Annotated in this window: 20 protein-coding genes; all 20 read right to left on the reverse strand. The window is 40.6% G+C overall.

The window, feature by feature from the left end; genetic code table 11:
• Window positions 1-111 precede the first annotated feature (111 nt).
• The 20 genes from mazG to IHV09_RS21450 all read right to left on the reverse strand — a co-directional run bounded on the left by mazG (window position 112) and on the right by IHV09_RS21450 (window position 21,279).
• Window positions 112-1,554: a nucleoside triphosphate pyrophosphohydrolase gene (gene mazG, locus IHV09_RS21355; protein WP_197265421.1), complete on the reverse strand. Its 1,443-nt coding sequence runs from the start codon at window positions 1,552-1,554 to the stop codon at window positions 112-114.
• A complete protein-coding gene (locus tag IHV09_RS21360) occupies window positions 1,554-3,140 on the reverse strand; it encodes a putative polysaccharide biosynthesis protein (protein WP_197265422.1) in 1,587 nt (528 codons plus the stop codon). The genes mazG and IHV09_RS21360 overlap by 1 nt, the downstream gene beginning before the upstream one ends.
• 215 nt (window positions 3,141-3,355) lie before the next feature.
• Complete coding sequence (gene spoVT / locus IHV09_RS21365) at window positions 3,356-3,892, reverse strand: stage V sporulation protein T (protein ID WP_197134462.1); 537 nt, start codon at window positions 3,890-3,892, stop codon at window positions 3,356-3,358.
• Between the two features lie 145 nt (window positions 3,893-4,037).
• Window positions 4,038-7,577, reverse strand: coding sequence for a transcription-repair coupling factor (gene mfd / locus IHV09_RS21370; protein ID WP_197134464.1), 3,540 nt, complete (start codon window positions 7,575-7,577; stop codon window positions 4,038-4,040).
• A 290-nt stretch (window positions 7,578-7,867) separates the two neighbouring features.
• Window positions 7,868-8,098 (reverse strand): anti-sigma-F factor Fin family protein, encoded by a 231-nt coding sequence (locus IHV09_RS21375; protein WP_191755355.1) that lies wholly within the window; start codon window positions 8,096-8,098, stop codon window positions 7,868-7,870.
• 64 nt (window positions 8,099-8,162) lie between these two features.
• Window positions 8,163-8,723: an aminoacyl-tRNA hydrolase gene (gene pth, locus IHV09_RS21380; protein ID WP_197265423.1), complete on the reverse strand. Its 561-nt coding sequence runs from the start codon at window positions 8,721-8,723 to the stop codon at window positions 8,163-8,165.
• A gap of 109 nt (window positions 8,724-8,832) precedes the next feature.
• The gene (locus tag IHV09_RS21385; protein ID WP_197192201.1) at window positions 8,833-9,486 is read right to left on the reverse strand and encodes a 50S ribosomal protein L25/general stress protein Ctc; all 654 of its coding nucleotides are present in this window, start codon (window positions 9,484-9,486) and stop codon (window positions 8,833-8,835) included.
• Between the two features lie 337 nt (window positions 9,487-9,823).
• Window positions 9,824-10,774, reverse strand: a complete 951-nt coding sequence (locus IHV09_RS21390) for a ribose-phosphate diphosphokinase (RefSeq protein ID WP_066390512.1) — start codon at window positions 10,772-10,774, stop codon at window positions 9,824-9,826.
• Between the two features lie 30 nt (window positions 10,775-10,804).
• On the reverse strand, window positions 10,805-12,184 hold the full coding sequence (gene glmU / locus IHV09_RS21395; protein WP_197192200.1) for a bifunctional UDP-N-acetylglucosamine diphosphorylase/glucosamine-1-phosphate N-acetyltransferase GlmU: 1,380 nt from the start codon (window positions 12,182-12,184) through the stop codon (window positions 10,805-10,807).
• Window positions 12,185-12,433: 249 nt separating this feature from the next.
• Entirely contained in the window at window positions 12,434-12,724 is a 291-nt protein-coding gene (spoVG, locus tag IHV09_RS21400; protein ID WP_066238133.1) for a septation regulator SpoVG, read from the reverse strand.
• Between the two features lie 587 nt (window positions 12,725-13,311).
• The gene (locus IHV09_RS21405; protein ID WP_197265424.1) at window positions 13,312-13,686 is read right to left on the reverse strand and encodes a RidA family protein; all 375 of its coding nucleotides are present in this window, start codon (window positions 13,684-13,686) and stop codon (window positions 13,312-13,314) included.
• Window positions 13,686-14,516: a pur operon repressor gene (purR, locus tag IHV09_RS21410; protein ID WP_144704810.1), complete on the reverse strand. Its 831-nt coding sequence runs from the start codon at window positions 14,514-14,516 to the stop codon at window positions 13,686-13,688. Before purR ends, IHV09_RS21405 begins: the two co-directional genes overlap by 1 nt.
• A gap of 60 nt (window positions 14,517-14,576) precedes the next feature.
• Window positions 14,577-15,440, reverse strand: a complete 864-nt coding sequence (ispE, locus tag IHV09_RS21415) for a 4-(cytidine 5'-diphospho)-2-C-methyl-D-erythritol kinase (protein WP_197134536.1) — start codon at window positions 15,438-15,440, stop codon at window positions 14,577-14,579.
• Window positions 15,441-15,582: 142 nt separating this feature from the next.
• Window positions 15,583-15,765, reverse strand: a complete 183-nt coding sequence (locus IHV09_RS21420) for a small, acid-soluble spore protein, alpha/beta type (RefSeq protein ID WP_197134475.1) — start codon at window positions 15,763-15,765, stop codon at window positions 15,583-15,585.
• 132 nt (window positions 15,766-15,897) lie between these two features.
• Window positions 15,898-16,158, reverse strand: coding sequence for a biofilm formation stimulator Veg (gene veg, locus IHV09_RS21425; protein WP_066238125.1), 261 nt, complete (start codon window positions 16,156-16,158; stop codon window positions 15,898-15,900).
• A gap of 332 nt (window positions 16,159-16,490) precedes the next feature.
• Window positions 16,491-17,357 carry a sporulation peptidase YabG gene (gene yabG, locus IHV09_RS21430; RefSeq protein WP_197134478.1) on the reverse strand — a complete coding sequence of 289 codons (867 nt, stop codon included), beginning with the start codon at window positions 17,355-17,357 and terminating at the stop codon, window positions 16,491-16,493.
• An 87-nt stretch (window positions 17,358-17,444) separates the two neighbouring features.
• Window positions 17,445-18,320, reverse strand: a complete 876-nt coding sequence (gene rsmA, locus IHV09_RS21435) for a 16S rRNA (adenine(1518)-N(6)/adenine(1519)-N(6))-dimethyltransferase RsmA (RefSeq protein WP_197134482.1) — start codon at window positions 18,318-18,320, stop codon at window positions 17,445-17,447.
• 6 nt (window positions 18,321-18,326) lie between these two features.
• A complete protein-coding gene (gene rnmV, locus IHV09_RS21440) occupies window positions 18,327-18,890 on the reverse strand; it encodes a ribonuclease M5 (protein WP_197134485.1) in 564 nt (187 codons plus the stop codon).
• Window positions 18,891-19,078: 188 nt separating this feature from the next.
• Complete coding sequence (locus tag IHV09_RS22705; protein WP_197196040.1) at window positions 19,079-20,296, reverse strand: G5 and 3D domain-containing protein; 1,218 nt, start codon at window positions 20,294-20,296, stop codon at window positions 19,079-19,081.
• Window positions 20,297-20,511: 215 nt separating this feature from the next.
• Window positions 20,512-21,279: a TatD family hydrolase gene (locus IHV09_RS21450; RefSeq protein WP_197192196.1), complete on the reverse strand. Its 768-nt coding sequence runs from the start codon at window positions 21,277-21,279 to the stop codon at window positions 20,512-20,514.
• Between the last annotated feature and the right edge of the window lie 67 nt (window positions 21,280-21,346).

Raw genomic sequence — 21,346 nt, forward strand, 5'->3', positions numbered from 1 at the left:
GGTTTCTATCAAAGATTTCGCTAGAAACCCCTTATAGTTAAGGGTTTCATGATATTTCTCGAGAAAATATTCTCTATTTTTCACTATAATCCTTCTTTGTTGAAAAAAAAATTATTTTGCCTCGTTCCAAAAACGGTCCATTTCCTCTAAAGTAACGTCCTCAAACGAAAGATCACGCTCCTTAAGTGCCTGCTCGATGTAGTTAAAGCGCTTCTTAAACTTACGGTTTGTTTCATTTAGAGCTTCTTCAGGATCAATCTTATAAAAGCGTGCTAAGTTTACGACCGAAAACAACAGATCACCTAATTCTTTTTGTCGTTCGTCACCTTCCGCTTCTTGAAACTCTTTTAATTCTTCTAAGATCTTATCGACTACCGGCTCTACCTCTTTCCAGTCAAAACCGAATTTCGCTGCCTTTTTTTGAAAAAGAAACGCTTTTTGAATAGCTGGAATGCCCTTTGGCACACCGTCTAGTAAGGACTCACGATCTTCTTTCCCTGCTTCTTGTGATTTTATAGCATCCCAATTGGCAACAACTTCGTCTGCATCATCAAGAGAAACATCGCTGAACACATGCGGATGGCGACGAATCATTTTCTCGGTTAACGCCTCAATCACGTCTTCTAAAGCAAAGAAGCCTTCATCCTCACCAATTTGTGCGTGAAGCAGAACTTGAAGCAACACATCGCCTAACTCTTCAGCAAGAGCATCATCGTCTTCTTCGTCAATCGCCTCTAATACTTCATAAGCTTCTTCGATCAAATACTTCTTTAACGTAACATGTGTTTGCTTTTGATCCCACGGACAGCCTCCAGGGCCGCGCAGTCGAGCTATGACACTTTTTAAAAAAGCAAAGTCTCTGTACAGCAGTTCTTCTTCTTTTACTGGAGGAACATAGACAGCTGTTAAGTTATTTAATGTTACAGATTGATCTAGCTCGTATAGAGGGACGCGTTTGATAGACTCCTCTGCACTGCCTGCTGCGGTGACGACAGTTACTTCATAATCATCTGGATACTTATCCATCAGAGTGAGCTTCACTTCAGAAGCGATAAAGTTATCGTATACTTGCACGATAACAAGATGATGTCTAATCTGAACCTCATCTTTTCTTAAAGAGGTCCCATCAAGAATCTGGCACCCCTCGATCGGGTCGATCTTAAGCGACGTATACATTTCGTCAAGGAAACTCTTTCCGCCTGCTACCGAAACCTCGATCCCTTTACTTTCACTTTGATGAAGCAGAATCTGAACAGCTTGCTCTGCAACTAACGGGTGACCCGGCACAGCATAAAGGACATGGCCCTCTTCTTCTGCCTTATGGAATAAAGTTTCAGCAATTTCTTCATACACCGGTTCGAACTGATCGTGTTTTTCGTAGATTTCATCAAACGCTACAAAGTGTTTTCCTTGTTTCATTAATTCTTCGACTGCAGGGTGATGAATGGTACGTACATAAACTTTTTCAGCTGATTCTAACATGCGATAGATGCCAAGTGTCATCTGGTCTAGATCTCCTGCACCTAAACCGATAATCGTAATCTTCTTCGTCATCATGGTCTCCTTTTTTTAAGACGTTTAAACACTTTTTGAATAAAACCAATAGAATGAAAGACTGAATTCCATTCACTTTGAGAAAATAGTTTGAACATAAAGATACATAGGATGTAAATTACTGCACCAATAAATGAAGCACTAATACTACTCAGCATCGCTTGAAACCGAGTGTCAGCCAAGAATAAATAGTTCTCAGCCATATACATCCATGTCCATACACCTGCACCCATCAAGCTTAAAGATATCAATAGTTTGAGTGGTGTTGTTATTCTGCTTCCGTTTAAAAACTTCGTAACGAACTGAAGCTTCAACAGTTGGGCAATCGCTGCAACCATAGTAGCCGATACAGTAGATACTGCCGCCCCCTCCATGCCGAAAGAAGGAATAAGAAGCAAGTTACCCGCAATCTTTATCAATACTGCTATAAGAACGGTGTAGGCCGCAAATCTTCCTTGACCGATCCCTTGTAAAAGTCCTGTTGTCGTATAGATGATCGATACAAAAATAATCGATATACAAAGGATAGCTAGAGCTAATGATCCATTATCATTTTTAAACAGCATAACATTGAGGGGTTTCATAATACAGATCAGCCCTACTGCAGCCGCTCCACCAAAAACGACTGAAATTTTTACAGCGAGTTTTGCAAGAGATCGAATCTCTTTTTGTTTCTTTTCTGAAACGAGAGATGCCATCTCCGGTACGACAGCAAGTGCTACAGATGCCGCTGCTACTGTTCCTAATTGAAGAAGAGGCTGTCCACGATCAAAAACTCCTTTTAGAAGTTTCGCGTCATAAGCATCCATACCGCTTTCTATCCAGACATTAATGAAAAGAAAGGCATCAACAAGCTGCATTAAAGCTAAAATCAGCGCGCTTAATGACAAATAGATGCTCGTCTTCAACAGCTCTGCGGCATATAGGAACCTGAATCTTGCTCTAGTACTAAAAGTACCCGCAGCTCTTTTTTTCCAAAAGTATAAAAGAAACAACCCTGACGCGAGTGCGCCAATGACTGATCCTGAGAGAGCTGCTGCTCCTGTTTCGTAACTCGAATACTCTTTTAATACGAAATAATAAGATAAAAGTAAGATGCCTGAAACTCTAATGGTCTGTTCGATCAACTGCGAAACAGCAGTCAGTTGCATATCGCCAAGCCCTTGATATGCCCCCCTAAAAAATGCGGAAAGTGGAATGAACAGAAATAGAACGGAGATTACCTTGATCGGCAGCTCAAGATGCCGATCTCCCATCCATTCTGCCATAAACGGTGCCGCGAAAAACAAGAATACGAACGACAATAAACCTAACATCACAGAAGTCCATGCTGCTGTTTTGATTAAATGATCATCGTTGTTCTTCTCTGAAATGATCATTTTTGATAAAGCCATTGGAAATCCTGTAAACGCAATAGCAACCGCAATCGCATAAAACGGATAAGCTTGCTGAAACACATAAAAACCAAAATCACCGGTCATGTTCTGATAAGGGATCCGATAAACGACGCTAAGTAATTTTACGATAATGGCAGCTGCAGTAAGCAGCAAAGCCCCTTCCCATACGGAATATTTCTTTGATTTCATGAAGTACCTCAAAATTTATAGCATTTATATTTCCCGGGACGACAATTGTCGACACATTCTGTTTTGGATGAACATAATTTCAAGGTATTATACCATAGTCCGTGTATATCGCCTTGCGATATGAGATTCACCACAGGTACGTAAAGAGGGCACATCATTAGGAAGGCAACTCGTTCCAACAGCGCAAAAAAAAGAAAGAGCAGAATCGCTCTTTCTTATTGCTCCATCTGTCTTGCTAAAAATCCAGCTGCAGTTTCAGCAAGTTTTTGCTCTAGTTCTGTAAGCTTCTTGCCTTCTTTTCCAATCATAACGACTGCTCCGATCGGGTCTCCACCTGCGATGATCGGCGCGATAACATGGGATGTGTTTTCTTTGATCCCATCGATTAGTTCAGCATCAGCTCCGTTGGATTCAACCAAAGTTTTTCTGTCACTCATGGATGCTTCCACTACTTTACCGATGCTTTTATTATGATAATCTTTCTTGGATCCGCCAGCTACCGCAATGTATGTATCACGGTCAGCAATTAACACGACATGACCTGTACTGTCTGCAAGGCTCTCTGCATATTCTTTTGCAAAATCACCAAGCTCATTGATTGGAGAATATTTTTTTAAGATAACCTCTCCATCTCTGTCTACAAAAATCTCAAGCGGGTCTCCCTCACGAATCCGAAGTGTTCTGCGGATTTCCTTTGGGATAACAACGCGCCCGAGGTCATCAATACGTCGAACGATACCAGTTGCTTTCATATAAATAAATGCCCTCTCTTTCGGAAGATGATGAATCATTGATGCAACAACAAAATGGTTCCTTCACTGAAAGAATGTTCCATTTTCTAGGTTTATTATTTGTTACATCTCCTGTTCTATTCACGAATGAGAGGGTTATTATTTTTTAAGGTGTATTTGTTGTCTTTTCTTTCCTTGCATGCTTCATTTCTTTTAGGAAAAGATCAATCTGCTTCAACAGATCCAAGTCCTTCACCCGTTTGCGGTTAATGATAACTTTCATCAGGTTACCCTGCATCCCGAGATTTACATGTCGCCCTATCTTATTGGCGATCTCGAACATCTTTCCTCCATCAACCAATGAAGTCGTCTTTTCATTAAGAATCATGTTGACTGTATCCTGCTTCTGTTCGATCGACTTGATGCCTTCTCGTTTAGCACGGAGTTTAATGCCCGCCACTAAGAGCAGACATTCTACTTCTACAGGATAATCGCCGAAACGGTCGATAAATTCCTCTTGCAAGTCGGAAATATCTTTTAAAGCTTTCGCAGCACGTACGTGTTTGTACATCTCGATCTTTTGCTTTTCGTCACCGATATAATTAGTTGGAATATAAGCATCCACCTCAATATTGAGATCAACATCTTCTTCCACTTCTTTCGGCTTGTTGCCTTTTCTTTCTTGAATCGCTTCTTCAAGCATCTGGGAGTACAGATCGAAACCTACCGAATCGATGAATCCATGTTGCTGTGCACCTAGAAGATTACCAGCACCACGAATAGAAAGATCACGCATCGCGATTTTAAAACCTGATCCTAACTCGGTAAATTCTTTGATCGCCTGCAGACGTTTTTCAGCGACTTCTGTTAACACTTTATCCCGTTGATAGGTAAAGTACGCATAAGCAACACGATTAGAACGCCCTACACGTCCTCTTAACTGATAGAGCTGTGAGAGACCCATCTTATCCGCATCGTACACGATTAATGTATTTACGTTAGGAATGTCTACACCTGTTTCAATGATTGTTGTAGATACTAACACATCATAGTTTCCTTCTAGGAACTCTAACATGACACTCTCCAGCTCATTCTCAGACATCTGACCGTGAGCATAAGCAACACGGCAATCAGGAACAAGCATAGAGATTTGCTCTGCCATTCGTTCGATCGAATCTACACGGTTGTATAAGAAATACACTTGACCACCGCGACCCATCTCTCGCTCGATCGCTTCTCGAACAAGAGAACCATTATAGTCCATCACATACGTCTGAACCGGGAAACGATTCTCAGGCGGTGTTTCAATGACAGATAGATCCCGAACACCTAGCATCGACATGTGGAGTGTACGCGGTATAGGTGTTGCCGTTAACGTAAGCACATCCACGTTTGATTTTAGCGTTTTAATCTTTTCTTTATGTGTAACTCCAAAACGCTGCTCCTCGTCAATGATGAGCAGGCCTAGATCTTTATATTGAACATCTTTAGAAAGCAGGCGGTGTGTGCCGATCGCTATATCGACCGTGCCTGCTTTTAATCCTTTAAGCACTTCATTCTGCTCTTTTTTAGATCGAAAACGACTTAAACTGCCAATGGTGATCGGAAACTCGGAAAAACGCTCACGAAACGTTTCAAAGTGTTGCTGAGCTAAAATCGTAGTAGGAACAAGGAACGCCACTTGCTTGCCGTCCATGATGGCTTTAAACGCAGCACGGATGGCCACTTCCGTTTTTCCGTAACCTACATCTCCACAAAGCAGCCGATCCATCGGACGGATGCTTTCCATGTCTTTTTTGATCTCTTCGATAGCACGAAGCTGATCGTCCGTTTCTTGATAAGGAAAGCTTCCCTCAAACTCACTCTGTTCTGCACCATCTTCAGCAAAAGCATATCCTCTACTTGCTTCACGCTCTGCATAAAGCTTGATCAGATCATCTGCAATATCTTGAACAGAAGACTTAACCCTGCTCTTCACTTTCTTCCAATCACTACCGCCTAGAGAATAGATCTTAGGTTCTTTGCCTTCAGATCCTACATATTTTTGAACTTGATCGATCTGCTCAACCGGTACATAAAGGTTATCATTGCCGGAATATTTAATATGCAGGTAATCTTTATGAACCCCTTTGATCTCAAGCGTTTCAATCCCTAAATACTTACCGATCCCGTGATTCACGTGAACGACGTAATCGCCTACTTTTAATTCTGAGTAACTCTTGATCCGCTCTGCATTCGTCATCTTCTGTTTTCTTGCAGGACGCTTCGCCTTTTTCGTAAATACTTCTTCTTCTGTGATAACAACAAGCTTTTGCTTTACAGATTCAAATCCACTTCCAAGATCTCCAAGTAAGATCTGACTCGTCTTCGGCTGAATGTTTTGATCTGGCCCCATGATACCTGCATCCATCTCATAATCCGCAAGTACGCGTTCAAGCCGGTTTGCCCGCTCTTTGTTCATCGCGATAAAAACGATCGCAAATCCGAGCTTCTTCCACCGGTCCATCTCACCTTTTAAAACGTTCATCTGACCGTGGAAATTCTGCATGCTCTTACATTCTACGTTCAAAATATTTTGAGGCTGTGTGTGAGGCACATGTCTTAAAAACAGCGATAGATAAATAATAGGAAATGCTTTTTTATCACCTAGCAAGCCATTCGTATCTGGCGAGATCGTAAGGTCCTGAACAAGCTCCCCATGCTCAAGAAGTGCCGTCTGCCATTCTGCTTCTTCTTTATCCAGCTGCTGACTTGTTTCTTGTATTCGGCCGATCTCATCCATAACCACTAAACTATCAGGGGATATGTATTGCAAGAGGCTTGCAGGTTCATCGTAAAAGAGCGATGCGTATTTATACATGCTTTGAAACTGCTGCTTCTCACGCAATCTTCCTGTTTCATAGCTAATATTTTCAACGAGTGTTTCTTTAAGTGCATCATCTTTAATATTTTTTAAAGTAGATGCCAGCTTCGCATCAATGCGGTCTGCTGCGTTGTTATAATGTTCATCAAAAAGAATAAGTTCTTCAGCTGGTGCAATAGAAATCGTTTTTACCTTATCCTGCGAACGCTGTGTTTCTGCTTCAAAATATCGAATAGAATCGATCTCTGTATCAAAGAGCTCGATCCGAACAGGATTTTTTTCTGTAAGCGGGTAAATATCGATGATCCCCCCGCGAACGCTAAACTCACCAGGTGTTTGGACCATCGATGACCGTTCATAACCCATCGCAACTAGTTTTTTTAATATTTCATCCGAATCGATATCTTCCCCTATCTGAAAAGAAAGACCTGCTTTTTCCCATACCTCAACTGGTGGCAAGTATCGCCTTAACCCTGCAACAGGTGTAATGATGACACCTTTAAAAGATCGACTCAGTTGATTTAAAGCCTCGATTCTTTGGCTTTTTAATTCAGGACTCGATATGGCCATCTCAGATGAGATCAGATCATTTACAGGATATAAATAAACTTCATCTTCAGATAAAAGAGAAGTTAGATCTTCATATAGTTTTTGGGCTTGAAACAGATTATGGGTCACGATGAGTTGAGGTTTTCCTGTATTTTCGTGAAGACTGCTGATGAGCATCGTCCTGGCAGAGCCTGAAAGACCAGCGACGAGTTGCTCTTTCAGCCCCCCATTAATGCCATCCATTATCGATTTCAAGTCTTCTCCCTGACTAAAATATTTCTTCAATCCAAGCATTTCTTACTCCCCCTCTCACAAAGAGCTAGTCATTGGTTCTATTGATTTGAAAGTGGTTGATCTCCGTTCCAGGATGCTCGCTTTCCGGGGGGCGTGCGGTGAGCCTCTTAGCGCTATGTGCTATTAAGTGTCTCGCCTGTCACGCTGATCCCCCAGGAGTCTCGCACCTTGCACTCCAATCAACTTTGCTATGATGAAGCACAATCTAAAGCATAGAATCTATTTTGTATCAGCATTTTAAACAGAAAAAGGCTTTGGCCCGCTTAGATAGGCTGTGGCCAAAGCATTACTTATTGAATAAAGGATTTCAGCGTATGATACTCCGGATTACGTTCTAGCGTATCCTGACAATCCTCACATGTCGTTGTTACTTCTATATCTCCATTCTCTTTATAGGAGAGTAATTCCTGCCGTTCTTCGTTACTTAATGTTTCAAATCCAAGCTGTGCCGCATTAACAGTATGATGGTCTATTGAGCCAACATGTGTTTTACAATGCCTGCACCGGTAATGAATAGCCATGCACAGTCCCCTTTCGGTTAGCATTATACTAACCATTATGAGCGGAACATGTGTAATCTATTCTTTAGCCGTTAAACTTATTCATAACTTTATCAAACGATGTGTCTAGAAAAGCTTCACAAGCTTTCACAGATCGGTCGATACCCTGTTCGATATCTACGAGTTCCTCATTAGAAAAACGGTTTAATACAAAATCAGGAACTGGCTGTTGATTCGTCGGGCGTCCGATACCAAATCGGATCCTTTTGAATTCTTGGGTGCCAAGGTGAGCGATCATAGATTTAATACCGTTATGCCCACCCGCACTTCCCTTTGTACGAAGTCTTAATTTTCCTGGTACAGTATCAAGGTCATCGTACACGACGATCATGTCTTCTAAAGGGATCTGAAAATAATCCATGAAAGGCCCTATACATTCTCCAGATAAATTCATATACGTTAGTGGTTTTAACAAGAATACTTTTTCTCCTCCAACCACACCGGTTCCGTAAATTCCTTTAAATTTGGTTTGCTGCATGGGGATATTTAAGGAGTCTGATAATGTATCGATCACTTCAAAACCTATATTATGCCGGGTGCCATCAAAACGAGATCCTGGATTCCCGAGCCCAATAAACAATTTCACTCTATGTTCACCTTACCTTCAATTGTCTTATAAACATTATACACAATTGGGATAACAGAATAAAAACGCAGCGGCCGCTGCGTTTTTATATTCATTTATTCTATTCGACTTACTTTTCTTCTTCTTGACTGTCATCAGCAACAGATTCAGAGGATTCTGGAGCATCTCCTTCAGCATCCGCTTCTTCTGTTTCTTCATCCGTTTCTTCGTCCTGAAGTTTTGGAGGTGTTACACTCGCAATCACTTCGTCTTCTTCATGAAGAATTTCGTATTTCTTACCTGAAGGCAAATCCTTAACAGATAAGGAGTCACCAATATTTAAATCGTCTACAGAAGCTTCCAATTGTTCTGGGAAATCAGCAGGTAGTGCTTTAACATTTACAGTTGCAAGCACACGCTGAAGAACTCCGCCTTCTTTAACACCAACAGATTCACCTGTTAAAACAACCGGCACCTCTGCTTCTGTTTCTTTATTTAAGTCAATTGCTAGGAAGTCTACGTGCGTAACAGAATTTTTCAAAGGATGAACTTGCATATCCTGTACCATGACAGAATAATTCTTTCCATCTACTTTTAATTTAAGTACGCCATTCTTACCAACTTCTCTGTAAGCTTTAATAAATTCTGGCTCATCAACAGATAGAGCTACAGCTTTAGTCCCATAACCATATAAGTTTGCTGGGAAATGCCCTTTACTTCTTAATTCCGTTAAAATCGAACGTTTGTCTGTATTTCTTTTTTCGACTGTTAGATTCGTTGCCATAATGAGATCCACCTTTCCTATTTCGAGTCTCTTTAAAGCATTACCCGAACTGAAAGATTTTAAAACGTGAAGTTAGAAATCGATTTAGCAAGCACTTCTTAAGCGAAAGTTGATTAGTGTTTTACTGGTTGCTCTTGAAAGTCGTTGATTTCCGTTTCAGGATGCTCGCTTTCCGGGGGGCGTGCGGTGAGCCTCTTAGCGCTATGCGCTGTTAAGAGTCTCACCTGTCCCGCTGATCCCCCAGGAGTCTCGCACCTTCCACTTCAATCAACTTTTCAAAGATGAGAGTGAAAAAATCTCATATGCAACGATCTCTATAGAAGAGCTTTATAAGATCTTAATCAAACAATTTAGATACAGATAGTTGCTCGTGAACGCGAATGATTGCTTCTCCTAATAAAGGAGCTACAGAAAGCTGTGTTACTTTATCGATCTTCTTCTCTTCAGGAAGAACGATCGTGTTTGTAACAACTAGCTCTTTAATAGAAGAGTTTTGGATACGATCCATTGCAGGGCCTGAAAGAACAGGGTGCGTACAGCATGCATAAACTTCTTTCGCGCCGTTTTCTACAAGTGCATTAGCTGCTAGAGTGATCGTTCCAGCTGTATCGATAATATCATCGATTAAGATCGCTGTTTTCCCTTCAATGTTACCTACGATATTCATAACTTCAGATACGTTCGGGCGAGGGCGACGCTTATCAATGATAGCGATTGGTGCTTTTAAGCGATCTGCCATCTTTCTCGCTCTAGTAACTCCGCCATGATCAGGCGATACAATAACGATATCATCTAATTCTTTGTTTGCAAAATAATTTGCTAAGATCGGCACGCCAAGTAATTGATCAACCGGGATGTCGAAGAAGCCTTGAATTTGAGTCGCATGAAGATCGATTGCAATAACACGTGTTGCACCAGCCGTTTCAAGCAGGTTAGCTACAAGTTTAGCTGTGATCGGCTCACGGGCACGAGCTTTACGGTCTTGGCGTGCATAACCATAGTAAGGCATTACTACGTTAATTGTTTTTGCAGATGCACGCTTTAAAGCATCAATCATGATTAACAGTTCCATCAAGTGTTGGTTAACCGGGTCACTCGTTGATTGAATAACGTAAACTTCACAACCACGAATACTTTCCTCAATGTTAATCTGAATTTCCCCGTCACTAAACTTGGTTACTGAACTTTCTCCAAGCTCAATTCCAATGTGCTGAGCAATCTCCTTTGATAATTCCTTGTTAGAATTTAACGTAAAAACTTTCAATGTAGGATCTACATACGTACTCATTGATGGCTCCATCCTTCCCCACTCTTAAAATTATTGGTTTTGCTTTTCGTTTAACTTTTGGACGTAGTTTTCTTTTACAGTTTGACGCGATCTTGCAATGGATAATGACTCTGCAGGAACATCGTTTGTGATTGTTGAGCCTGCTGCAACATAAGCATTTTTGCCAACGGTAACTGGAGCAACTAAGTTAGAGTTACAACCAATAAACGCCCCATCTTCTACTTTTGTTAAGAACTTATTCTTACCATCGTAATTCACTGTGATAGATCCGCAGCCTAAGTTTACATCTTTTCCGATCTCAGCATCACCGATATAGCTAAGATGAGATGCTTTACTTCCTGTACTCATCACAGATTTTTTTATTTCTACAAAGTTTCCGATCTTTACTTTGTTCTCTAGTACGGACTTCGGACGGATGTGAGCAAATGGACCGATAGCTGTCAGATCTCCAACTTCACTATCGTGAATAACAGATTGACGAATCGTGTTTCCATTTCCAATAACACTATCTTTGATCTCTGATTGAGGTCCGATAATGTTTTCTTCGCCTATTTTCGTTTGTCCTAAGATTACAGTCCCAGGATAGATGACCGTATCACTACCGATTACCGCGTCATCTGAAATATAGGTTTGATCAGGGTCGATCAACGTAACACCATTTCTCATGTGGCGTTCGTTGATTCGTTTCTTCATATAACGTTCAGCTTGCGATAATGCCACTCGATCATTTACACCAAGTGTTTCATTGAAATCTGATGTTTGATAAGCAGCTACTACTTCGCCTGCATTTTTTAAGATCTCTATAACATCTGGCAAATAATATTCACCTTGTACATTTTCGTTGTTCACTTGTTTAAGCGCATCAAATAACGCTTTATTATCAAAGCAGTAAGTTCCTGTATTGATCTCAGTTACTTTACGCTCTTCTTCTGAAGCATCTTTGTGCTCGACATTGCGTTCTACAGTTCCTTCGCTGTTACGGATAATACGTCCGTATCCAGTAGGGTCTTCCGCCTTAGCTGTTAGAATCGTTGCTTTTGCACCAAGAGACTCATGTTCAGCAATCAGCTTTTCCATTGTTTCCGAAGTAATAAGAGGTGTATCACCACAAACAACAAGTGTGATTCCTTCTTTGTTTGCTAGGGCGTCTTCCGCCTGCATAACAGCATGTGCTGTACCAAGCTGCTCTTCTTGAAGCACGTACTGAACGTCAGAGCCTAGTTGATCCTGAACTTTTTCAGCACCATGTCCGACAACAGCCACCAACTGTTTCATTTGAAGAGAGTTGATCTGATCAACAACATGTTGAACCATCGGTTTCCCACAAACAGGATGTAACACTTTATATAACTTGGATTTCATCCTTGTTCCTTGACCCGCAGCAAGAATGACCGCATAGCGATTTGTCATTGTGAACCTCCATCCATTTTCCTATATCTTTAATAATTCTTAACATACCATTACGAATATATCTTAAACCCGTATTCATTTCAAGAAGTGACGCGGGATTGTCAATGGTTTGATAAATTTTATTTAAAAAAGAGGTGATTTTTATGAATGTAAGGGGTATATATAGGAAGGTTCTTTCTTATGAGGAAAAAAAGAGCAAATAAAAAGAACCTAATCATTCTGACCAGGCTCTAAATTCTTATTGAGATATTAAGAAGCTCCTGCTTCTTCTAAAGCAGACTCCATCTCTCCCATACGGTGATATTCTGTTAACACCGCGTTTTGGATCTTCTCACGTGTACTAGACGTGATCGGATGCGCGATATCACGGAACTCTCCATCTGGTGTTCGTTTGCTTGGCATAGCTACGAACATTCCATTATTGCCATCAATTACCCTAATATCATGAATGACAAATTCATGATCGATTGTAATGGAGGCAATCGCTTTCATACGGCCTTCTGTATTTACACGGCGTAATCTTACGTCAGTCACTTCCACTTACAAACACCACCTTTTTCCAAAATAAGAACGTAATACTACAATTCTGCAGCTTTTTACAAAATCCTTCTTGGAATAATAAAAATTTTTAAAAAATTTGCGATGCCCCATCTAGTCTAGTGTTTTGAAGTTCATATAGAGTATTTTATTACCTTTTAAATGATGTTAATTAGGTTACAGCGAAAATGGCTTGTAGAAATAGAAGCAAGATCCCTTTTTGCTCAATGATCACCAATTTAGAGTTCAATGATTATTTTTTGAATGAAAAGAACCCATTCCCAGAGTGAAATGGGCAGGAAAAAATTTTAAGAGAAAAAAATAGATAAATTTCAGCTATTTTAAATAGTTCAAAATCGACACTACCTATATCTAATAGGGTATTTAGCAAGGTGATTCAAGAAATTTTTAACTTAATTCTAGAAATTTTGAAGATAATACAGCGAAATTTTCATATATTCCGGCGAGTTTCCAGATTTAGACAACTAAAAGGCATCCCTATACCCTCAAGCCATTAAAGAGCGGAGGTCTCCTAGTTGCTACATAAAGGGACCTATTAAAAAAGGTAAAAAAATAAGCCCCAGAGGGACTTATTTTGTAAGTGCGATTACTTCGATTTCTACTTTTGCATCTTTAGGGAGACGCGCAACTTCTACGCAAGATCGTGCTGGCTTATGCTCGCTAAAGTATTGACCATATACTTCATTAATATCTGCAAACTCGTTCATGTCGCTAATAAAAACCGTTGCTTTCACGACTTGATCAAGAGAAGATCCCGCTTCTTTCAAGACCGCTTTTAGATTTTGAAAAACCTGATGAGTTTGTTCTTTTACCTCTCCATCGATCATGACGCCTTCTTTCGTAAGAGGAATCTGACCTGAACTGAAAAACAACTGGTCGATTACAATTCCTTGAGAATATGGGCCGATTGCTGCTGGTGCTTCTTCTGTATGAATTTTTTTCATCACGCTTGACCTCCGTTTAGAAAATAATTACCTTTTTCTACTTCGATACGGTTTTCCTTTTCGTTCACTTGTGCAAGTCGTGCAATGGATACATAATCATCTACAAGTCGTTCTGAAACCTCTTGCGCCTCAACGAGAACACCGATACCTTCAATGTGCGCCTGAAACTCTTCGATCAAGCTGATCATACCTTTGATCGTTCCGCCCGCTTTCATAAAATCGTCGATGATGAGTACACGTGAGCCCTGTTTGATGCTTCTTCTCGCCAGAGCCATCGTCTGGATGCGTTTTGTTGAACCCGAAACATAGTTGATACTTACGGTAGATCCTTCTGTTACCCTGCTGTTGCTTCGAACAACGACTACAGGAACGTTCAAATGTGTCGCTACTGCGTAAGCAAGTGGAATCCCTTTTGTCGCAATCGTCATGACGACATCTATTTTTCGTGAAGAGAATGCAGATGCGAACAGCCTGCCGATCTGGTTCACCAATCTTGGGTTTCCGATGATATCTGTTACGTACAAATATCCTCCAGGTAAGATACGGCTCGGATCTTCGAGCAACTCAACGAGTTCTTTAACTGTTTCTTCAGCTTCTGCTTGGTCTATACCTGGAATATATTTAACACCGCCGGCCGCACCAGGGACCGTTTGAACATGTCCTAAACCGTGTTGCTCAAAGTGTTCTTTAATAATAGCAAGATCTTCACTTATAGATGATTTAGCCGATTCGTACCGTTCTACGAAATAAGACAAAGGGATGAGTTGGTGGGGATGGTGAAGAAGGTAACCTGTTAAATCTACCATTCTTCCGCTTCTTTTTAATTTCATATTATCCTCCAAAACCGAATGTTTGAAGATAATATACCATTTTTATACGGATTTTATCAATCATTCCCCTAATAAACGAACAGCATAAACTTCATGACAGAAACCTCTTAAACCGTTGTACACTCTTTGGAGGCGAGATTCATGCTGAAACAGCCCAAATACAGTCGGTCCGCTTCCACTCATAAGAACAGCGTCTGCCCCGAGTCGCATCATCTGTTCTTTAATATGTTTGACTTCCGGATACATCTTGAGCGTAACCGATTCTAGAACATTTCCTAACAGGCTACAGATTTTATCATAATCTTTCTCTTCAATGGCTTTAACCATCCCTTCCACATCAGGATGCTTGATTCCTTGAAGTTTTAAGTTACGATACACTTCACCTGTTGAGACTCCGATCGGCGGCTTAGCTAAGAGCACCCAACATGGCGGTGGCGAGGAGATGTGATGAATCTTTTCACCTCTGCCCGTCGCTAATGCAGTTCCTCCGTACACGCAAAAAGAAACATCTGAACCTATCTTCGCACCAAGCTCAGCCATTTCATCTAGTGACAGACCTAGTCCCCAAAGTTCATTGAGCCCTTTTAAAGTAGCCGCTGCATCACTGCTTCCACCAGCTAAGCCAGCTGCAACAGGGATGTGCTTTGATATATGTATATAGACACCTTTTGAAATGTTAAATGTTTTCTTTAAAAGCAATGCTGCCTGAAACGCAAGATTGCGTTCATCGAGTGGAACAAACCCACCTGAACTTTCAATTTTAATTTCATCTGCCTCTAATAAAGTGAGTTCGATCCGGTCAGCTAGATCTACCGTTGTCATTACCATAGCCACTTCATGAAATCCGTCTTCTCTTTTACGCAAAGCATCAAGAGAGAGATTAATTTTTGCTGGAGCTTTAATGGATACTTTATTAATTGTCATCATTATCCCTGCCTACCATCTTGCACAATTTTGATATTTTTAATAGTAACACAGTATGTGGAATGAAATATAGAAAAAATCAAACCATCTCTGTAGAGGAAAACCGGAGACACAATGGCCTCCGGTTATAACTACCGCATATTTATCTGTTTTCGTTGTTATAGCGTTGTTCAGCAATCTCTAAAGCGCGTTTAACCATGTTTCCTGCGTCTTTAGAGCGGATTCCGCCCCAGCCTTCGCGCTGGACCGTATCGTAAAAACCAAGTTCTTTTGCGATTTCTGTCTTTAATCCTTCAGACATCATTCCGTTTTTTCTTCGTCCCATAAGAAAACCCCTTTCATATGCGATACATCATAGTATCTCCAAAAGGGGTTTTATCTTACGTGATGATGCTGATTATATGTATTTATTATGCCGATCACAACCAGCAAGTAAAAAAAATAGCAGTAAAGATTCTTACTGCCCGATTGCTGCTTGTGTATCTTCTAAGAATGTAAGTTCTACTGTCTCTGTGAGTACATCCGCGTAACTATAAGAAACACGTTCAAAAGCGTTGGTGTCCTGATCTAATTTGATAATAAAAACTGCCGGGTATGTTTCTTCCAGTGTTCCAAGTCGTTCGATTGTTTTGCGTCGACCGCCGTTCGCACGTAAAGAAAGTCTTCTACCCACGTTGGACTCTAAAGAGCGTCTAATGTCCACTATTGTTTTACCCATTTTAGGCTCCACCTCACTTAGACAAATTATAACACAAATCGTGTTTTTTTGTCAAATTAAAATTTTTATTATAGCAAGCAAAGCATTTTCATGTCAATGACCAAATATCCTTTTTTTGCTTTTTTTAGTATGCCAAATTTCCTGTACATTATGTATAAAATGAGTATTTCTTACAAATAATTGTTTAATTCGGGCACTTTTGATATAAATTTCTTTTATTTATCTTTTCAAAAAAAACGACAGAAAGCGCGTTGCAGCCAAGCATCTTTCACGTTCGCTTCAGTTGGATTTTCAACGCAAAAAAACTCCGAAATGTTTCGGAGTTTGACGGTTCATGGCTTTCCTTTTATCGGCATCCCTGTTCTAAGGAATCCCTTTGTTTCGACACCGCCTAATCCTTCTTTGCCTGTTAAGGTGTTCCGGAGGACATCCATGACGTTTACACGGTCCATAAAAGAAGTCAAACTGATCTTAGAGACAATATAGACTGGATCGAGCGCATGGATATTAATACGAGCGGGTGAGCTGGCAAAATTAGAGCCTACCTTTATTAAGGATTCAAAATGAGACTGACAAGCACCCGCAAAGATCATTAAATGGTCTAGGTGCGTATATTTTCTTCTCACTTCACGAACGGTTCTAACGAAATATTTCGTATGACGATAGGCATTTACATCAGATACATCGCCTTTTGACTTCATATACGCATCATGCCCCGTAATGACCAGGATGTCAGGCCTTACCTCATCTACGAGCGCAGGGACTTTCTCAGGCATCTCTGATTCCTTCATATGAATGCCATACACAGGCACCCCAAGCTTTTTATAAAGCTCCAAGCATTTATTTAAGTATAAAGGGTCTCCGTCAATATGAAGTACTCTACCAGGAAGCTCAAAGTAGGATTGATCATATTGATATCCGTTCGTCGATAAATACTCTCTCTTTTGCCTTAATAAATAGTAGTCCTGTCTGAATAGTTTTAATGAAGACTCTTCTTTTTCTTTTTCAACTTGCCTATGTTCAGACATATGCTTGTCATCAACGACAAATAAGTCATCGACAGGAGCATCTGCCCATAGTCTGAGCTCTTCTCCAGCGAGTTCAGCAATCGTTCGATCCTCACTGAATCCTACAACTCGAAATAGTAAATCTCGTTTGTAAGAGTTTCGGCTTACAATTGATCCAATCTCTAGTTTCATTTTACTCCCCCTATTCGGAGTAACAAGCTCCATAGCTCCCTCTGTTCCTTTTATAAGGTTATGTGAGAGACTGGGGAAAAATGAGGTTTATTTTACAAGAGGTAAAAGAGCATCTGCCAATTTTCCAAATTCCTCAATAGAAAGGGTTTCTCCTCTACGCTTCGGATCAATATCGATCGATTCTAGGATCGTTTGCAGCTCTTCTTTCTTATCTTTTGGAACGAGCTGGCTTGTTAGGTTGTTCCAAAGCGTCTTTCTTCTTTGTGCAAAAGATGATCTTACAACATGAAAGAAGAAATCTTCATCCTTTACGGAAACTGCTGGTTCTTTTCGAAGCGTCAGCTTAATGACAGATGAATCAACATTTGGAGCTGGTACAAAAACGGTCTTAGGTACCTTGATCATCGTCTCAGCTGTTGCGTAATATTGGATGGCGATAGATAACGAGTTATAGTCCTTCGTGCCAGGCGAAGCTGCAAGACGGTCTGCAACCTCTTTTTGGATCATACATACGATTCCTCGAATCGGAAGTTTGTCTTGAAGAAGCTTCATAATGATCGGTGTTGTAACGTAATAAGGCAAGTTCGCGACAACCATCAAATCTTGTCCTTCTTCAAAGTGTTCATTAATGACAGCATGTATATCCGCTTTTAAGACATCACTATGGATGACATCTACATGTGGATAGGGCGCTAATGTTTCTTCTAATATAGGTAGAAGGCGTTGATCAATTTCAAATGCTACCGCTTTTTTTGATGATCTCGCAATAAACTCCGTTAATGCTCCGATTCCAGGACCGATTTCAATGACCCCTGAATCCTCTGTTAAGTCTGCCGCATTTACGATATTGTTTAAGATATTACGATCGATCAGGAAATTTTGACCTAGACTCTTTTTAAACGTAAAGCCATGCTTCTCCAATATGGCTTTCGTCGATTGCGGAGTCGATATATCTTTTCTCATATGTTTTTATTCCTCCTCATTGCTATAAAGCGCCTTTAACGCCTGCTCAAATTCCTCTGGTGTGACTCTGAACATATTAAGACGTTTATGTAATTGTTTTGCATTCATATAACCCAACCGCAGCTCTCGTCCTATCACTTCACGTCTATGTTTGGAATCAGGACCGCCCGTTAAACCTGCAGCCATCAGATCTTCCCATGAGATCATCTCATCTTCCACTTCTAAGAGTTCTTCTCTAACATGTTCGAGCGCTTCCACTATGGCTTCTCGTGATGCATGCTCCACACCGACACCTTTGTCGCCCTTGGCAATCGCGTCAGCCTTTTCTAAGTAAGCGTGTTTACAGCCCGGCACATACTCCGAAATGATTTCACGAATTCTCTTACCTGGAAAATCCGGATCGGTAAAAACAATGATTCCTCGAGTCTCATGTGCTCTTTTGATGCGATTCAATGTATCTATGCTAATTTCTGAACCATTTGTTTCTATTGTATCTGCTAATACAGATCGTTTTATGGCAAGCGTATCGCTTTTTCCTTCGACTACAATAATTTCTTTAATCTTTTTCATGATTTCCTCCAAAACGGTGAAACCTTTTTAGGTATTGCAACGTCTAATGTATTGAACGACAAAACATCTTTTACTAGTATACCCCAGGCGTCAAGAAAGTCTAGGTCTCTACAGTATTGAGGGTGTTTGTTTTCTGGTTGTCCCGCGCACAAAAAAAGCACAGGGATTTTTTCCCCATGCTCTTAATATTAATTAATGATGCGAATTTTAACTGATTTTCTTCCCCAAGACTCTGCTCGTGACTGTGAAGAAAAGAATACGTCAATCTTATTACCCTTAATTGCTCCCCCAGTATCTGAAGCAATGGCATATCCATATCCTTCAACATACACTTTTGAGCCAAGCGGAATCACACTAGGATCGACTGCGATAACTTTCGCATTTGGATTAGATTTTAAATTAAATCCAGTAGCCGTAATTCCTGAGCAACCAGCACAATTGGCTGTATAAGCTGTACTTGTTACCGTTATTTCTCGCCCGCCAGAACTGCTTGATGCGGATGCGGATTGGCTACGAGATACAACAGGCTGTGGCTTTGGCTGTGCCTTCGTCCCAACAGCAACAATTTTATCCGAGCTATCTGATAACGTTTTTTCGCTGATCAGTTTTCTGGAAATCTCTTTGCCATTTTCCATAACAACTTCAAAGCGCTTTTCACGTTTTCCTTTTTTTCCATCTTGCACGACACGCTCTTTACCTTTCGTTAACCCGCTATCTTTTCGGTTAACAACAGCAAACGGTGTTTCTTCTTCCACTACATCGGTGACCTTTTCTACTCGGATGACTTCAACCTGCGTTTTGCCAGTAATTTCATCTGATTTTGCAGGTGTTACTCGATCAATTTCACCTAAAGATACCTTTTGTTGCTTCAAAAGGTCAGCGACGGTAGTCGAAGTGGTCCAAACTTGCTGAGCTTTTCCGCCTACAACAAGCTTAACCGGGAATGCTGATTCAATTTGGATCGTTCCTTGATCCTTAATATCAGCAGTCAGATTTGGCTTAATAGAATCATGCTCTTTTAACGTTAGCTGCTGTTCTTGAACGAATTGTTCAACAGTCTTCGCTGTCGTCCATATCGTTTTTTCCTTGCCGTTCACGGTAAGGTTGATCTCTTTTGCTTGTAAATAATCAATCTTCATGTTGTCAGTCACCTTGGCATCAAGACCCGGTTTAACTGAATCATGTTGAGTTATGTTTATGTTTTGTTCGCTTAATAGTTCTCTAACTGTGTTAGCATGCGTCTTCACTTCTGTTTTCTTTCCGTCTTGGATTAGCGTTACGTCAGCTTTCGTAGTTTCATAACCTACGAAGCCACAAGTTACGGCTAAGACGAAAAGAGCAACGATCGAAAGATATACTTTCTTGTTCGTGAAACGTGAGAACAAAGCTGTAATATTCCTATTCATTCATTTTCCTCCCCTACAAGGACTGCATTATAAATATCTTTTTTCTCTCTGTCAAATCACCCTCCTTTTCGCCATGAATTGACCCAAGGCCATTATGAGCGGAAAAGAAGAAAAAAATAAAGGAAAACCGTTTGACAAATTTCCTTTACCTTTTGTCAATTCTTGAAAGATTAACGCGATATTTCTTATGCTTTGATAGTTTCCGACAACATCCCCTATCGGTTCATGTTAAAAATTCGGAACGCGTTGTCGGATGTTTTCTCTATGATGTCTTCAAGTGGAAGATCTTTTAATTCAGAAAGTGTTTCTGCGACATACTTTACATAAGATGGTTCATTTCTTTTCCCTCTTAACGGATGAGGGCTTAAATAAGGACAATCTGTTTCAATCAAGAGCCGGTCCATCGGAATTTCAACAGCGACTTCCTTAACCTTTTTTGCGTTCTTGAACGTTACTGGTCCACCAAAGCTTATGTAAAAATTCATATCCATGCATTGACGTGCAACCTCTATGCTTCCGCTATAGCAGTGCATGATACCGCCAACTTCATGGGCTTCTTCCTCTTTCAATATGTCTACAACATCTTGCGTTGCTTCACGGTTATGAATAACAATCGGAAGCTTCACTTTTTTAGCAAGTCGAATCTGGCGTCGGAATACCTCTTTTTGAACATCTGCAGGCGACTTGTCCCAATGGTAATCCAATCCCATTTCGCCAAGGGCGACAACTTTTGGGTGTGCTGCTAGTTCTTCAATCCAATCCAGATCTTCATCCGTCATGTCGATCGCATCTACTGGATGCCAACCTACACAAGCATAGATAAAGTCGTATTGCTCTGCCAGTTGCATCGCACCTTCAATGGTTTCACGATCAAAACCGACAACAACAATATGTGTTACACCTTCATCTAACGCTCGCTGAATTACTGCTTCGCGATCTTCTTCAAACTGTGTAGCATTTAAATGTGCGTGTGTGTCAAACATAGTGTACATCCTTTCAACTTTACAAATCTTATCACATTTTCCATTCATTCGGGTAACAGTAGCATTA

The sequence above is a fragment of the Fictibacillus sp. 23RED33 genome (genome assembly GCF_015903925.1).
GTDB classification, from domain to species: domain Bacteria; phylum Bacillota; class Bacilli; order Bacillales; family Fictibacillaceae; genus Fictibacillus; species Fictibacillus phosphorivorans.